Origin of the sequence: Solibacillus sp. FSL H8-0538, from assembly GCF_038003525.1 — a bacterium.
Classification (GTDB): domain Bacteria; phylum Bacillota; class Bacilli; order Bacillales_A; family Planococcaceae; genus JBBOPI01.
The window spans coordinates 310,483-325,926 of the sequence record NZ_JBBOPI010000001.1 but is presented as its reverse complement, the minus strand read 5'-3'; the positions used below and the strand labels follow the sequence as shown (position 1 = coordinate 325,926).

Sequence of the window (15,444 nt, the reverse complement as noted above, 5' to 3'; positions counted from 1 at the left end):
AATCATTAATATATTAATAATAGTAGCCTAGTATAAGTAGAAAATTAGAAAAATACATCCAATCCCAAAAATAGGTCGACATAATATCCTTTATTATGTGGTTATGAAAGTTCAGCTTCATTTAACGTAAACTACAGACTTGAAAAAAAACCTGGTGGATATTGTTCGCGGTAAAAATACTCCACTTGTTCTACACTGCGTTCTTCGTAATGCTCCATCTCTACTTCTTCATCCAATAAGTACGTTTCAAATGTCGAGTGCAATAAGTTTGTCATTTTATCAGCCTCCCTAACTAGCCTGAAAAATAAATTAATTAAACTATACAGAAGATGGATGCAAATCTCAACTCACATATACATTATATGCATAAAAGGTATAACACCCATCTCAAAACAAGATAAATAAAAGAGCTGTAGCAATCGTTCTGCTACAGCCCCATTCTTATTTATTATGAAATAGCTGGCTTTGATCCAGCAGGTTTATCTTTTGACATGTACTGTAGTACCCACATTACTGCAAATACAGTTAGCCCTATAATATCTGAGAACGACTCCGGATAAATCATTGCTACACCCGCAATAACTAATACAATGCGCTCTGCCCAGTGTAGTGAGCGGTACCAGAAGCCAATAATTCCTGCACCAATTGCGATCATTCCCATCATCGCCGTGAACACCACCCAAATAATTTCAAGCACAGTTACATCAATCATGAGTAAGGCCGGAGAGAACACAATCATATACGGGATGATAAAGGCCGCAATTGCGAGCTTTGCAGAATGTATACCCGTTCGAATCGGGTCCCCTCCTGAAATACCAGAAGCTGCAAAGGCGGCGAGCGCAACTGGCGGTGTTATATCCGCGATAATCCCGAAATAGAACACGAAGAAGTGTGCTGATAATAAGACAACTATTGGTACTGCACTTTGCGCTACATCTGGTGCAAGTAATGTAATAATCGCTGGTGCTGCAATTGTTGACGTAATAACATAGTTTGCCGTCGTTGGTGCACCCATTCCTAAAATAAGGGATGCAATCATTACAAAGAATAATGTTAATAGAATGCTACCACCTGCAAGTTTCACGAGACTATTTGCTAATGATAAACCTAAGCCTGTTTTCACAACAACACCAACAATAATCCCTGCACACGCTGTTGCCGCTGCTACTGCAAGGGCTGTACGTGCCCCGTCTACCATCGAATCAACAATTTCTTTGAAGCCGAAGCGTACGTCCGGATTAATAATCCCAACAATAATACAAGCGATAATGCCGTATAGTGCAGAGTGAATAACCGGCACACCTACCATCATAATGAAAATAATTAACGCAATTGGAATTAATAAATAGATTTTCTTGAAAATTTCTTTACGATTTGGCATTTCCTCATCCGTTAAACCACGCAGACCAAGGCGTTTTGCCTCGAAATGAGTCATAATCCAAATCCCAGCAAAATATAATACTGCCGGAATTGCTGCCGCTTTCGCAATATCCCAGTACGTAACGCCGCGGCCAATGAACTCCACCATTAAGAACGCTGCGGCACCCATGATTGGCGGCATTAACTGACCCCCTGTTGAAGAAGAAGCCTCAACTGCACCTGCAAAATCTTTATTATAGCCAAGTCGCTTCATGAGCGGTATTGTATACGCACCTGAAGTTACTACGTTTGCTACGGAGCTCCCTGAAATTGTTCCTTGCAAAGCAGACGAGAAAATCGCTACCTTCGCAGGTCCTCCAATTAATTTCCCCGCAACGGAAATTGCTAAATCATTAAAATACTCCCCTACCCCTGTTTTCACAAGGAAGGAACCAAACAAGAGGAAGGCGAAAATAAACGTTGACGAAACCGCTAATGGTGTTCCTAAAATCCCGTCCGTCGAGAAGAACATTAAATTCACAATACCTTCAACACTTTGACCTCGATGTGCCATAAAGTCTGGCATGTAAGGACCGTAAAAGGCGTACAGTAAAAATAGTCCGGCAATAATCGTAATCGGTAGTCCTACCGCACGTCTTGCTGCCTCAAGAACAAGAATAATTGCTGCTAGCCCAATATAAAAATCCAGACTCTCTAATTGGCCTAAGCTTTGTACGAGGCGATTATAATTAATAACCCAATAACTTCCTACACCAATCGCTAAAATTGCTAAAATATAATCGTAAAATGGAATCTTCTTTTTCGATAATACACGTCGAGCAGGGAATAATAGAAACACAAACGTTAACCCAAAGCCTAAATGGACCGTACGCTGAATTTGTGCTGGAAACTGTCCAAAAATAGCTGTATATACTTGAAATAGTGTAAAGGCCAACAGTCCAATGTAAATGACATAATTTAAAATTCCATCTGGCTTACGTTGATTGGACTCTAAATCATATTTTTCTAGTAATTCCTGCTGCGCTTCCAATGAAAGCTCTTCGTAATTGTCTTCCAGTAATTCCTGGTCCTTTTTATCCACCATATAATTCGACTCCTTTCAATTTTTCATAGAATGATAGTTTTTTCACTTCAAATAAATAAGATTTACCACGTGTAAGTTGTTCTTTTAAATCAATTATATTCGTCATGTATTGAAGCTGTAATTTGTAGTCAACATCACCAATATATAAGGTGAAGTTCTGTAAAATCGCTTCATCATAAGATAGCGTATATACGCCGTCCTCATAGATTAGTGTTTGACCATCCTCTGCATAGGCTGGCATGCCAATCGCCACATCTGAGTATTCCATCGACAATAATTGAAAATCATTCGTGGGGCGTACATGATAGCTTTCAATGACATCCGTTAAATGAATGGAATGCGTAAAAATAATTTGAAAATCTGTGTGCTCTGTTAACTTTATGTAATGCAACGTCGGCTGGTCTGTCCGTGTTTCAGTAAATGTAAGTGCACGTCCGAACGGTATAAACATTAATGCAATCAACCCACAAATTATGACCATAACAACCCACTTTTTCATATGCCTACCTCAATAAATGCAAAAGAAGACTCTGAAGCGATTCGCTACAGAGCCTCCCTTTCACTTGTTCGATTAGTTGTTTACTTCATCGAAATATTTTTGAGCCCCAGGGTGTACTTCAATTCCGATACCAGCTAAACCAGTTTCAGCTTTGATGAATGCACCTTTTGCGTGGCTAATTTTATCTGTGTTGTCATAAATAGCTTTTGTAATTGCGTATACTAAATCTTCTGGAAGATCTTTCTTAACAGCAAGCATTGCACCAACTGATACAGCTGGAGTTTCTTCTGTTAAACCATAAGTGCCTGAAGGAATTGCATCCACTGCATAGTATGGATATTTCGCAATTAATTCGGCTGCTTTATCTGCTGTAACAGGAACGATGTAAACGCCATTTGTAGCGTTAAGCGCTTCAACTGCACCAGTTGGGTAACCTGCAGTGATGAACGCTGCATCGATTTGACCAGACTGAATACCATCTGTTGACTCACCGAAATCTAAGTTTTGAGCTTGAATATCCTTCATCGTTAAACCATGAATTTCAAGTAATTGCTCAGCGTTTGCGTATGTACCAGAACCTGGCGCACCTACTGAAACTTTTTTACCTTTTAAGTCTTCAAATGATTTAATACCTGAATCAGCTAATGTTACAAGTTGAACTGTTTCTGGGTAAAGTGCACCTAAAGCAGAAACTGTATCGATTGTTTGACCTTCAAACATTAATAAGCCTTCCGTTGCATAGTATGCGATATCTGTTTGTACGAAAGCGATTTCACCTTCACCATTTTGAAGAGCTGTCATGTTGGCAGCTGATGCTTGAGAAACTTCAGCCGTTGTTTTTACACCTGTTTCAGTTGTAATTAAGTCAGCAAAAGTACCACCTAATGGATAGTAAGTACCTTGAGTTCCACCAGTTAATACGCTTAAGAAATCCACATCAAACGATGGTTTCTCTTCTTCTGCAGTTTCTGTCTCTGTTGCTTCTTCTTTATCCGTACCCGTGTCTTTTGTAGTTGATGTATCATCATCACTACTACATGCAGCTAAAACTAGCAATAGCATGCTGAAGACCATTAAAAAAAGAAACTTATTTGATTTCATCATTTCTAAATCCCCCTATCAAACTTTTCAAATATAGGTATATTTTACATACAACTTTAATTAAAAGTCAAATAATAATGAAAATTCTTTAAAATGATAATAGATTTTCATATATTACTATAAAGAGAATCGTTATGCGCAAAAAAACTTTAATTCTCTTTATACTTCACAAGTCTATGTAATCTAAGGAGTTAACAATTCACCGCTTTAATATGCAACAAATCGAATATTTATACAAATTATTCCTGTATAATATTATATAAAAACTCACTCTATACTAAGTTACAGCGCGCTCCTAGAAAAATTATACCATAAAAAAAGAACTGTGCCATATTTTGGACACAGTTCTTAACTTATTCAATGACACCACAAGCAATTCTGGCACCCGAATTCCCCGATGGATCCGTTTTATAATCATCGGCCTTTTCATGAATGACAACAGCGCTCCCGTCTGAATCAAATAAAGAATTACTCTCCCCTTTTTTCAGCGTAAAATTCGTTGCAATAAAATTCAACTGAACCGAACCATCCTCCGCCGCTGTTAAGTTTGGTAAATCTCCTACATGTGGGCCCTCTGCATTTTCAATCCCGTGCTTTTTATTCGTCGGATTAAAATGTGCACCAGCTAATTCAAACTTTGGTGCGTCACATTTCCCTGTTTCGTGAATATGAATTCCATGCTCACCCTGTGGCAAACCATTCAGTACCGCAGCTAATTCAACCCCTTCATCTTTTTCGGTGAATATAACTTCACCAATCAGTTCACCTTTTGTATTGTGCATGACCGCTTTTGCTGTCAAAGTTTCCGGCGCGTTAACAGGTACTACTTCCTCTTTCTTAAATAAATTACAGCCACTTAAAATAATTACTACTGATGCTAATAAAATTTGTTTTTTCATTATCGTCCCTCCCGCAACTAGTGTGGGTACACAGATGGGATTTTATTCTGCGAAGTAGCTACATTACGTTAGAAAGACGTACCTAACCCCGAAATTGTGCAGGATAATTCCCTTTATTTCGTGGTTCAGTATGCTTCACTTTTTAACCACAAAAAGGCTCCATACCAAAATCTTTTCTTGCTACGAGCATCAACCTTTTTTCATGTTATAAATTCTCAGTTGTTATAATCTGTCGGAGTTTCGTTTTACGTCACTGCATTTTTTTATGCAGGATTTGCACGACCCTAGCAAAGCGTTATACAACTTATTCGGTAATAAGCGTCAGCAAGTGATATCCGACCCATTTGCACATATTTTTGGATATGTTGTATCGTCTATTTCGTGATTTTACAATGTCGCTGGGTTTATTTTTAGAGATAATTTAATCAAGTACATATTTATAGGGAAGAGTCAGAAAAAAATCCACTTAGATTTTGTCTAAGCGGATCACATAATTAGTCTAAAATTTTCACCGTTACAGATTTACGTCCCCATGTGTAAGCATCTGACTTATGCGGCATGAATAAATCGATTTTATTACCTTTAATTGCGCCACCTGTATCGGCTGCAATCGCTTCACCGTAGCCCTCTACCCATACTTTTGTACCTAGTGGAATGACTTTCGGGTCCACCGCGATTACTTTTAAGTCTGGGTTAGCACGTAAGTCCGTGCCATTCGCCGTAATTCCTGAACACCCTTCACAATAAGCCGTATATGCTGTTGCCTCCATTGTTACTATTTTCATGGTATTGCTTGCAGTTGTTGATTTTGACGCATTATTTGATGTTTGCTTCGCAGTTGGCTGAGCCGGTGCCGTTGTTGTTTCAACTGGCTCCGTTACTGCTAATGTTTCCCCTGTTACAATTACATCCGTGTTGACGTCGTTCCATTCTGCTAACGCTTCCACTTCTACGTTATGCTCGAGGGAAACTGTAAATAATGAATTCCCCTCTTCGATTAAATAAGCTGTGCCTTCCCCATCTACGTGTAATGATTGTTCTGGATAGATCGTATTCGAGCCTATACTATTTAATTCCTTTAATTCGTCAACTGTCATATTATACTCTTGACTGATTGACCAAAGTGACTCTCCACGCTCCACAGAGTGCGTTGCTGCGGTTGCGTTGATTGAGAAACCTCCCGCACTGAGAGTAAATATAGTAGCTAACGCTAATAACTTTTTGTTCATAATATTGTGTTGCCCCCATATAATACAAATTCACGCCGAACATAAAAATTGCTTCGGTCGTGTTTTTTAACATTGAAGACAACTATACACCTTGCACATTGCAGAACTATGACGATGGAATGTGTCATGGATTACGGTTTCGTGACATGCAAAATGTATTTATTTTACATAATTTAAAATCTATTTGGGTTAAAATTCATACTTACTGTTGTTAGACCAACGTTTATAGCGCTTTATTGATTGGATATTATGTTTCAGTAATATTACAAAGCACTATAAATTTAGCTTTTACTTTTTAGAATACATGACGATATATATGTAAAGGAGGGGATCAGCATGGATATTAGTTCAATGATGTCTGCTCAAGTTGCCCAACTGCAACAAACAGTTCAAATGAGCATTTTAGACCAATCCCTAAACTTAGGAGCAGCTAGTGCAATAAAAATGCTCGAGGATATGCCGGAACAACCTGTTGCTGCACATCCTTACAAAGGGCAAGTTATTGACGTTCAAGTTTGATGTGAAAGAGGTGCTTTTAGGGCATCTCTTTTTCATATATAGAAAGATACAATGTAAATGAGCGATTAAGAATTTATTAAAACACTGCAATTTCCAGCTAATCGGGTATTTTTTATAGTAAGATGCAAATAACTAAACATGAAGGAGTGATTTTTATAGGAATTCATACGTTTTTCACAAGCCTAGGTGATTTGGAACGCATCATCCGCTGCCCCGGACGCTTTAAATTTGAGGAACATAATGTAGCCGCCCACTCATGGAAAGTGTCCCAATATGCGATGTTTTTTGCGACGCTTGAAGAACTTAACGGCGCGGAAATCAACTGGAAATCATTATACGAAAAAACCATCAACCATGACTTTGCTGAAGTATTTATAGGAGACATTAAAACACCCGTTAAGCATGCGAGTGTTGAGTTAAAACAAATGCTCGCACATGTGGAAGAAAAAATGATGGAGAAATTCATCCTTGAAGAGATTCCCCCTTCTTTGCAAAGTATCTTTTTTGAACGCATGAAGGAAGGCAAGGATGCAACAATGGAAGGCAGATTACTCGAATTTGCTGACAAGCTCGACCAATTTTACGAATCCTTTGCCGAATTAAAACGAGGCAATACGGATAAAGAGTTTGTTTATATGTATCAAACTGCTCTAACTAAGCTACTCTTAATTCCGCTCCCAGTCAGTATCGACTATTTCCGCAATGAAATTTTACGCGACGCGGTAGCCGAGGAAACACAAATTAATATTGAAATCCTCACAGAACAAGTGCTACAGCAGCTTAAGAAACCTTAACAAAGGCTTCCGTTAACAAGGAAGGCTTTTTTTGTTTGTCTAGGTACTCTTAAACGCCACTGTTTATGTTTCATCGAGAAAGAGCAATCACACTAAGCACACAAACCCCATGAGCCAGCCATGTTTACACACACGGTCCGTTCTCGCGTTTTATGTTAGGCCTGATTGCAGTAGTATTCGCATTCTTATCGGAATCATAGTATCAATATTCAAATTGAACAGAGCCTTGTCTAAAAAAATTCCTCCTATACTATGAGTGACGGTTTTCACCACACGACATACCAGTATTCAATTCACACTAAACCTGATCAAACGGTTGAAAAAAAGTGATGTAAAATAGTGACTTCCTAACGCATTTTAATTGACTTTTTACTGTAAATGTTCTTACTTGCACGATGAAATTGCATGCTATACAATAACAATTGAAGCTGCGTTGTGCGTATCCAATATTAAGTTTTAACCTTTATGCTATAAACGGGAGTTTTACATCGAAGTAGGAATGGCGGGCCTCAACTCTTTTGACTTGAGGATAAACAGGATTACTTTTGCGAACACCCACTTTGAGGAGTGGTGGTTTAAAACTTTCTATAATAACATACGGCATCTGCGGCTTTATTAAAATGCTTATTACCTCAGGGTTTATAGAGCACTCTTACCAGGACATGGTGAGGGTGTTTTTTGTTTAAACACGATAGTTGGCATGGCTTTATAATTTTAACTGTTTTCTAGAAGATTGTTGCTAAATAAGGTTAAAAATAAAAACGGAGTTTGTTCTACAAAATGTGTAGAATCAACCCTGTTTTTATTTTGTATTTCATATATCCTATGTTTAACTAACGTAGCTATTATCTACAGTATCAATAAAGCACAATATATTAAATACTAATTTTCGGTGAACACTCTTTACAGATAAACTTACCTTCGATATTTAAATACGCTTTGATTTCGGTGAATCCTTTTTGCTTCGGGTATCGAATTTGCACAAATACTTCTTCATCGTGCTGGATTTCTTTATTACACATCATACATTTTGGAGTTATTAGTGCCATCATATTACCACCTTTACTGAAACTTCTCATTCTACTATTAAAACTACTACAAAACATACCGTAATCACCATAGTGGTTTTCCGAAATTTGAGTTGGTGGTGTAGCAGAGCTTGTTCCACTATAATAGGGAGTTAGCAGAAGGCGCGACTGCTCTATTGAACAATCAGTACAATAACTCACAATCTTGCTTCCTTGAATCGATTACTATTACTAAATGTTATATATATATTAAGGGAACACCTGCTAATCAGGAAGTTCCCTTTTTATTTCGTGGGATTAATTTATACAAAAACAAGGTTTTGGAAAATAAGATTCGGTTGGGCTTTTAATATTTATTTTCCAATAACCGTTACATACCTACAGGAGTTGAATCGAATGAATAATTCTGGCTACCAGTACCTACGACTGAACATGTTGAACATATAGCATCAAAAAGGAAAAATTTTAACAAACTCCTGAATTAATAATAGCCCTTAGATTACTTAACCGTTATAAACACTTTCACATGTTCCAGCTGCTGGTTCATAATAACAATGATTTTTAAATTGACCAGCGAAAGGTTGACCGTACCATGTTGGTGGGCATGGGGCATATGGATTAAAATACCAAAGCGCATATTTCCCTGGGTGGTCTCTCCAATAATCCAAAGTCTGTTTTGCTAATTTTTTTTCAGTAGGTCTCGCTCTTTCATAAAATAAATTTCCTTTTTGAACAGCTTCAAAAGAATAATTTCCTCCTTGTACCTGATAAATGACATCTTCAATTGTCCTTACATCTTTAAAGTCTAAACAATCTGCGATAGCACGATTAACAATTACATTTCCAACATATAACATGCCTTGTTTTCCTTCACCTTCAGCTTCGGCTCTCATCATCCTAGCCATTAAGTCAATATCTGCATCTCGGTATTTTATTCTTGGCATTTTTTTCACCCCAACAATATAGTATGAAAAAAAGCCTACAATGATGTCCTTGTTTATAAAATAAGTAAGCTTAGTTTTTAGAGGGCACTGAAAAACCCCGAAATAGTACTTTTATGCTTCTGCTTTATTTTATTCAGAAAGCATTGGGACAGTGGTGTGGGGCTCCTGTGGGAAAGGTGGTATAGGCTCACCACCGCCCTCGAAAAGCGCGTGCAAGAGTACCAATGACCTACTACTATTGAGCATATACTTATTATAGAATTTTCAGTAGAAGTCAATTTTTTTAGTGCACTCGGAATCGTGAGGTTGTTTTATTTGTGAGGATTTGAAGTTTGTCGCTACAATATGGAACATTCATTTGAAGCATATGTAAGGCATACATTTTAAAAATAATTCGTTATGAAACAATAGCTATTGACAAAATTAAAAAGTACATTGAGGATACCACTCTAAATTATTCCCTTTGTAAAAGACATTTTATAATAGGGCTAGACTGCTTTTTCAATCAGATGACGTCTGTACTTCTCAGCGTCCTTCTTTTTTTTGTTCCATTGCCCACGATAATGATTAGAGTACGTCATATAACGGTTCACTTCTTGTTTAACCTCTTCAAAGATCAGACGTGGCAATTTCCCTTGTTCATTTTACGCAATAAATAAACGCTTAAATTCATCCGTATACGTAATGGCCTTTTCACTGACAGCCTTCACATAAGGATTGCATTTAAGCTGTTCTTGTTGTTTTTTAGTGAATAACTTTTTTGACATTTTAATCCGCTCCACCATTCCATTTTTCTTCGTTATAAACAGAAAGACCCTATAAGATAGACCTTTTTTAAAGTGTCTATCTTATAGGGTACCTTTTACTCTGCCATTTTTAAATGCTTTACCTTAGTCCAACGATAATCGCACACGGCGTGTATCTTCTCCACAGTTTGGACAAACCTGCGTCGTTATGGGCATTTCAAAATGAATCAGATACTGCCCTCCACGCACCTCTGTCTTTAAAATAATCGCGTCTTCAAATCCTGGTAAACTTATGTTAGAATGCATGTACACGTAACCCCCATCTTATCTTTTGTTCAGCAACTAAAGTATAAGACATTTGGGTGTTACGTGTCTTTTTTTACCCTCAAATTGTAGTAATACCCCAACATTTAGTATAGAACCATTTAGTATAGAACCAATTTTATAATTTCCTTAACAAATAAAAAACGTGTAGCAAAGTGCTACACGTTTGAGATGACCCGTACGGGATTCGAACCCGTGTTACCGCCGTGAAAGGGCGGTGTCTTAACCGCTTGACCAACGGGCCATGGCTCCGAAGGTAGGACTCGAACCTACGACCGTCCGGTTAACAGCCGGATGCTCTACCACTGAGCTACTTCGGAATAATAATAATTGAATGGTGGGCCTAAATGGACTCGAACCATCGACCTCACGCTTATCAGGCGTGCGCTCTAACCAGCTGAGCTATAGGCCCATTCAAAATGGAGCGGGTGAAGAGAATCGAACTCTCATCATCAGCTTGGAAGGCTGAGGTTTTACCACTAAACTACACCCGCAAATATGGTGGGTCAGGACGGAATCGAACCGCCGACACTTAGAGCTTCAATCTAATGCTCTACCAACTGAGCTACTGACCCACAATTAAAAATGGCGGTCCCGACCGGGATCGAACCGGCGATCTCCTGCGTGACAGGCAGGCATGTTAACCGCTACACCACGGGACCATTTGGTTGCGGGGGCCGGATTTGAACCGACGACCTTCGGGTTATGAGCCCGACGAGCTACCACTGCTCCACCCCGCGAAAATAATATGTAATTTAAGTTTTAAATATACCATTTAACTTGATTAAAAAATGGAGGAGGTAGAGGGATTCGAACCCCCGCGCGGTTTAACCCGCCTGTTAGTTTTCAAGACTAATCCCTTCAGCCGGACTTGGGTATACCTCCGAGACAATATTTAAATGGTGGAGCCTAGCGGGATCGAACCGCTGACCTCCTGCGTGCAAGGCAGGCGCTCTCCCAGCTGAGCTAAGGCCCCAATAATGTAGTGGTCGGAATGACAGGATTCGAACCTACGACCCCTTGGTCCCAAACCAAGTGCTCTACCAAGCTGAGCTACATTCCGTCTATATGGCGCGCCCGGCAGGAGTCGAACCCACAACCTTCTGATCCGTAGTCAGACGCTCTATCCAATTGAGCTACGGGCGCTATAATTTAATGTTGAAAAGTAAAATGGTGCCGAGGGCCGGAATCGAACCGGCACGGTGATCACTCACCGCAGGATTTTAAGTCCTGTGCGTCTGCCAGTTCCGCCACCCCGGCACATGTTGGAGCGGAAGACGAGGTTCGAACTCGCGACCCCCACCTTGGCAAGGTGGTGTTCTACCACTGAACTACTTCCGCATGTGCTTAAGAAATTTTTATTCTGACAATATATGAAATTAAATGGTGCGGGTGAAGGGAGTCGAACCCCCACGCCTTGCGGCGCTAGATCCTAAGTCTAGTGCGTCTGCCAGTTCCGCCACACCCGCAGCAGACAAATATGAAAATGGTGAGCCATGAAGGACTCGAACCTTCGACCCTCTGATTAAAAGTCAGATGCTCTACCAACTGAGCTAATGGCTCTCTAAATGGTGCCGGCGAAAGGAGTCGAACCCTCGACCTACTGATTACAAGTCAGTTGCTCTACCAACTGAGCTACACCGGCATTTAGATGGTGGAGGATGACGGGCTCGAACCGCCGACCCCCTGCTTGTAAGGCAGGTGCTCTCCCAGCTGAGCTAATCCTCCACATAAAAAATAAGCGAAGCGATGTCCTACTCTCACAGGGGGAAGCCCCCAACTACCATCGGCGCTAAAGAGCTTAACTTCCGTGTTCGGTATGGGAACGGGTGTGACCTCTTTGCCATCATCACTTCACTTATTTAGTTGAAAGCTTATTCTTTCAAAACTGGATAAACGGTTCATTGAATGCAATTCATAATGTAATAATGTGGTTAAGTCCTCGATCGATTAGTATTCGTCAGCTCCATGTGTCGCCACACTTCCACCTCGAACCTATCTACCTCATCGTCTTTGAGGGATCTTACTTACTTGCGTAATGGGAAATCTCATCTTGAGGGGGGCTTCATGCTTAGATGCTTTCAGCACTTATCCCGTCCATACATAGCTACCCAGCGATGCCTTTGGCAAGACAACTGGTACACCAGCGGTATGTCCATCCCGGTCCTCTCGTACTAAGGACAGCTCCTCTCAAATTTCCTACGCCCACGACGGATAGGGACCGAACTGTCTCACGACGTTCTGAACCCAGCTCGCGTACCGCTTTAATGGGCGAACAGCCCAACCCTTGGGACCGACTACAGCCCCAGGATGCGATGAGCCGACATCGAGGTGCCAAACCTCCCCGTCGATGTGGACTCTTGGGGGAGATAAGCCTGTTATCCCCGGGGTAGCTTTTATCCGTTGAGCGATGGCCCTTCCATGCGGAACCACCGGATCACTAAGCCCGTCTTTCGACCCTGCTCGACTTGTAGGTCTCGCAGTCAAGCTCCCTTATGCCTTTACACTCTACGAATGATTTCCAACCATTCTGAGGGAACCTTTGGGCGCCTCCGTTACTCTTTAGGAGGCGACCGCCCCAGTCAAACTGTCCGCCTGACACTGTCTCCTACCCCGCTAAGGGGCATGGGTTAGAAGTTCAATACAACCAGGGTAGTATCCCACCGACGCCTCCTCCGAAGCTGGCGCTCCGGGATCTCTGGCTCCTACCTATCCTGTACAAGTTGTACCAAAATTCAATATCAGGCTACAGTAAAGCTCCACGGGGTCTTTCCGTCCTGTCGCGGGTAACCTGCATCTTCACAGGTACTATAATTTCACCGAGTCTCTCGTTGAGACAGTGCCCAGATCGTTACGCCTTTCGTGCGGGTCGGAACTTACCCGACAAGGAATTTCGCTACCTTAGGACCGTTATAGTTACGGCCGCCGTTTACTGGGGCTTCAATTCGCAGCTTCGCTTGCGCTAACCACTCCTCTTAACCTTCCAGCACCGGGCAGGCGTCAGCCCCTATACGTCACCTTACGGTTTTGCAGAGACCTGTGTTTTTGCTAAACAGTCGCCTGGGCCTATTCACTGCGGCTCTCATGCGCTTTAACACGCTCAAGAGCACCCCTTCTCCCGAAGTTACGGGGTCATTTTGCCGAGTTCCTTAACGAGAGTTCTCTCGCACACCTTAGGATTCTCTCCTCGACTACCTGTGTCGGTTTGCGGTACGGGCACCTCTCACCTCGATAGAGGCTTTTCTTGGCAGTGTGAAATCAGGAACTTCGTCCATACGGACTCGCCATCACAGCTCAATGTTAAAGTATGCGGATTTGCCTACATACACACCTTACTGCTTGGACGCGCACAACCAACGGCGCGCTTACCCTATCCTACTGCGTCCCCCCATTTCTCAAACGGTGAGGAGGTGGTACAGGAATATCAACCTGTTGTCCATCGCCTACGCCTATCGGCCTCGGCTTAGGTCCCGACTAACCCTGAGCGGACGAGCCTTCCTCAGGAAACCTTAGTCATACGGTGGACGGGATTCTCACCCGTCTTTCGCTACTCATACCGGCATTCTCACTTCTAAGCGCTCCACCAGTCCTTCCGGTCTGACTTCAGCGCACTTAGAACGCTCTCCTACCACGCATACTCAAAGTATGCATCCACAGCTTCGGTGAATCGTTTAGCCCCGATACATTTTCGGCGCAGCGTCACTCGACCAGTGAGCTATTACGCACTCTTTAAATGATGGCTGCTTCTAAGCCAACATCCTGGTTGTCTAAGCAACGCCACATCCTTTTCCACTTAACGATTACTTTGGGACCTTAGCTGGTGGTCTGGGCTGTTTCCCTTTTGACTACGGATCTTATCACTCGCAGTCTGACTCCCGTGTATAAATATCTGGCATTCGGAGTTTGTCTGAATTCGGTAAAGCGAGATGCCCCCCTAGTCCAAACAGTGCTCTACCTCCAGTATTCTCAATCACGAGGCTAGCCCTAAAGCTATTTCGGAGAGAACCAGCTATCTCCAGGTTCGATTGGAATTTCTCCGCTACCCACACCTCATCCCCGCACTTTTCAACGTGCGTGGGTTCGGGCCTCCAGTAAGTGTTACCTCACCTTCACCCTGGACATGGGTAGATCACCTGGTTTCGGGTCTACGACCACGTACTAATTCGCCCTATTCAGACTCGCTTTCGCTGCGGCTCCGTCTTATCAACTTAACCTCGCACGTAATCGTAACTCGCCGGTTCATTCTACAAAAGGCACGCTATCACCCATTAACGGGCTCTAACTACTTGTAGGCACACGGTTTCAGGATCTATTTCACTCCCCTTCCGGGGTGCTTTTCACCTTTCCCTCACGGTACTGGTTCACTATCGGTCACTAGGTAGTATTTAGCCTTGGGAGATGGTCCTCCCGGATTCCGACGGAATTTCACGTGTTCCGCCGTACTCAGGATACATTCAAGAGGGAATGAACTTTTGACTACAGGGCTATTACCTGCTATGGCAGACCTTTCCAAGTCGCTTCGTCTAGCTCATTCTTTTGTAACTCCGTATAGAATGTCCTACAACCCCAAAGAGCAAGCTCTTTGGTTTGGGCTATTCCCGTTTCGCTCGCCGCTACTCAGGGAATCGAATTTTCTTTCTCTTCCTGCAGGTACTTAGATGTTTCAGTTCCCTGCGTCTGTCCTCATCGCGCTATGTATTCACGCGTAGATACTATGCTATTAAACATAGTGGGTTCCCCCATTCGGAAATCCCCGGATCAAAGCTCACTTACAGCTCCCCGAGGCATATCGGTGTTAGTGCCGTCCTTCATCGACTCCTAGTGCCAAGGCATCCACCGTGCGCCCTTAATAACTTAACCATAAAGATTAGTTACTGCTTACCCGAAGGTAAGACTT

The 15,444-nt window shown here is 41.8% G+C and carries 12 protein-coding genes, 17 tRNA genes and 2 rRNA genes; 2 read left to right on the top strand and 29 right to left on the bottom strand.

Features of this window, described 5'->3' with window-relative positions; all coding sequences use genetic code 11:
- Nucleotides 1–131: 131 nt before the first annotated feature.
- The 6 genes from MHH87_RS01565 to MHH87_RS01540 form a co-directional block, all read right to left on the bottom strand.
- Nucleotides 132–275: a hypothetical protein gene (locus tag MHH87_RS01565; RefSeq protein WP_340747574.1), complete on the bottom strand. Its 144-nt coding sequence runs from the start codon at nt 273–275 to the stop codon at nt 132–134.
- A 173-nt stretch (nt 276–448) separates the two neighbouring features.
- On the bottom strand, nt 449–2,464 hold the full coding sequence (locus MHH87_RS01560) for a TRAP transporter permease (protein ID WP_340747573.1): 2,016 nt from the start codon (nt 2,462–2,464) through the stop codon (nt 449–451).
- Nucleotides 2,454–2,963 (bottom strand): DUF1850 domain-containing protein, encoded by a 510-nt coding sequence (locus MHH87_RS01555; RefSeq protein ID WP_340747572.1) that lies wholly within the window; start codon nt 2,961–2,963, stop codon nt 2,454–2,456. The genes MHH87_RS01560 and MHH87_RS01555 overlap by 11 nt, the downstream gene beginning before the upstream one ends.
- A 72-nt stretch (nt 2,964–3,035) precedes the next feature.
- Nucleotides 3,036–4,064 (bottom strand): TAXI family TRAP transporter solute-binding subunit, encoded by a 1,029-nt coding sequence (locus tag MHH87_RS01550; RefSeq protein WP_340750845.1) that lies wholly within the window; start codon nt 4,062–4,064, stop codon nt 3,036–3,038.
- Nucleotides 4,065–4,417: 353 nt separating this feature from the next.
- On the bottom strand, nt 4,418–4,963 hold the full coding sequence (locus MHH87_RS01545; protein ID WP_340747571.1) for a superoxide dismutase family protein: 546 nt from the start codon (nt 4,961–4,963) through the stop codon (nt 4,418–4,420).
- Between the two features lie 494 nt (nt 4,964–5,457).
- Nucleotides 5,458–6,192, bottom strand: a complete 735-nt coding sequence (locus MHH87_RS01540; RefSeq protein ID WP_340747570.1) for a LysM peptidoglycan-binding and 3D domain-containing protein — start codon at nt 6,190–6,192, stop codon at nt 5,458–5,460.
- Between the two features lie 336 nt (nt 6,193–6,528).
- Between MHH87_RS01540 and MHH87_RS01535 the strand changes: the two genes are divergently transcribed.
- A complete protein-coding gene (locus tag MHH87_RS01535; RefSeq protein ID WP_340747569.1) occupies nt 6,529–6,711 on the top strand; it encodes a putative motility protein in 183 nt (60 codons plus the stop codon).
- 122 nt (nt 6,712–6,833) lie between these two features.
- Nucleotides 6,834–7,505 carry a YfbR-like 5'-deoxynucleotidase gene (locus tag MHH87_RS01530; protein ID WP_340747568.1) on the top strand — a complete coding sequence of 224 codons (672 nt, stop codon included), beginning with the start codon at nt 6,834–6,836 and terminating at the stop codon, nt 7,503–7,505.
- A gap of 875 nt (nt 7,506–8,380) precedes the next feature.
- Here the strand turns inward: MHH87_RS01530 and MHH87_RS01525 are convergent.
- The 23 genes from MHH87_RS01525 to MHH87_RS01415 form a co-directional block, all read right to left on the bottom strand.
- Complete coding sequence (locus tag MHH87_RS01525; RefSeq protein ID WP_340747567.1) at nt 8,381–8,554, bottom strand: Fe3+ hydroxamate ABC transporter substrate-binding protein; 174 nt, start codon at nt 8,552–8,554, stop codon at nt 8,381–8,383.
- Nucleotides 8,555–9,036: 482 nt separating this feature from the next.
- Nucleotides 9,037–9,477, bottom strand: a complete 441-nt coding sequence (locus MHH87_RS01520; RefSeq protein ID WP_340747566.1) for a cell wall hydrolase — start codon at nt 9,475–9,477, stop codon at nt 9,037–9,039.
- Between the two features lie 644 nt (nt 9,478–10,121).
- The gene (locus MHH87_RS01515; protein WP_340751054.1) at nt 10,122–10,244 is read right to left on the bottom strand and encodes a hypothetical protein; all 123 of its coding nucleotides are present in this window, start codon (nt 10,242–10,244) and stop codon (nt 10,122–10,124) included.
- 123 nt (nt 10,245–10,367) lie between these two features.
- The gene (locus MHH87_RS01510) at nt 10,368–10,529 is read right to left on the bottom strand and encodes a hypothetical protein (RefSeq protein WP_340747565.1); all 162 of its coding nucleotides are present in this window, start codon (nt 10,527–10,529) and stop codon (nt 10,368–10,370) included.
- Nucleotides 10,530–10,719: 190 nt separating this feature from the next.
- Nucleotides 10,720–10,791 (bottom strand) — tRNA-Glu (locus tag MHH87_RS01505).
- Nucleotide 10,792: 1 nt separating this feature from the next.
- Nucleotides 10,793–10,867 (bottom strand) — tRNA-Asn (locus tag MHH87_RS01500).
- 15 nt (nt 10,868–10,882) lie between these two features.
- Nucleotides 10,883–10,959, bottom strand: a tRNA-Ile gene (locus MHH87_RS01495).
- 8 nt (nt 10,960–10,967) lie between these two features.
- Nucleotides 10,968–11,041: transfer RNA gene (locus MHH87_RS01490), tRNA-Gly, on the bottom strand.
- Nucleotides 11,042–11,046: 5 nt separating this feature from the next.
- A tRNA-Phe gene (locus MHH87_RS01485) sits at nt 11,047–11,122 on the bottom strand.
- 11 nt (nt 11,123–11,133) lie between these two features.
- Nucleotides 11,134–11,209 (bottom strand) — tRNA-Asp (locus MHH87_RS01480).
- Nucleotides 11,210–11,212: 3 nt separating this feature from the next.
- Nucleotides 11,213–11,287, bottom strand: a tRNA-Met gene (locus tag MHH87_RS01475).
- Between the two features lie 52 nt (nt 11,288–11,339).
- Nucleotides 11,340–11,432, bottom strand: a tRNA-Ser gene (locus MHH87_RS01470).
- Between the two features lie 15 nt (nt 11,433–11,447).
- Nucleotides 11,448–11,523, bottom strand: a tRNA-Ala gene (locus MHH87_RS01465).
- Between the two features lie 10 nt (nt 11,524–11,533).
- Nucleotides 11,534–11,610: transfer RNA gene (locus MHH87_RS01460), tRNA-Pro, on the bottom strand.
- Nucleotides 11,611–11,616: 6 nt separating this feature from the next.
- Nucleotides 11,617–11,693: transfer RNA gene (locus MHH87_RS01455), tRNA-Arg, on the bottom strand.
- 25 nt (nt 11,694–11,718) lie between these two features.
- Nucleotides 11,719–11,807, bottom strand: a tRNA-Leu gene (locus tag MHH87_RS01450).
- Nucleotides 11,808–11,813: 6 nt separating this feature from the next.
- A tRNA-Gly gene (locus MHH87_RS01445) sits at nt 11,814–11,888 on the bottom strand.
- 43 nt (nt 11,889–11,931) lie between these two features.
- Nucleotides 11,932–12,016, bottom strand: a tRNA-Leu gene (locus tag MHH87_RS01440).
- 18 nt (nt 12,017–12,034) lie between these two features.
- A tRNA-Lys gene (locus tag MHH87_RS01435) sits at nt 12,035–12,110 on the bottom strand.
- Nucleotides 12,111–12,116: 6 nt separating this feature from the next.
- Nucleotides 12,117–12,192 (bottom strand) — tRNA-Thr (locus tag MHH87_RS01430).
- Nucleotides 12,193–12,199: 7 nt separating this feature from the next.
- Nucleotides 12,200–12,275 (bottom strand) — tRNA-Val (locus MHH87_RS01425).
- Between the two features lie 13 nt (nt 12,276–12,288).
- Nucleotides 12,289–12,404: ribosomal RNA gene (rrf, locus tag MHH87_RS01420) — 5S ribosomal RNA — on the bottom strand.
- 73 nt (nt 12,405–12,477) lie between these two features.
- A 23S ribosomal RNA gene (locus tag MHH87_RS01415) occupies nt 12,478–15,407 on the bottom strand.
- Nucleotides 15,408–15,444 lie beyond the last annotated feature (37 nt).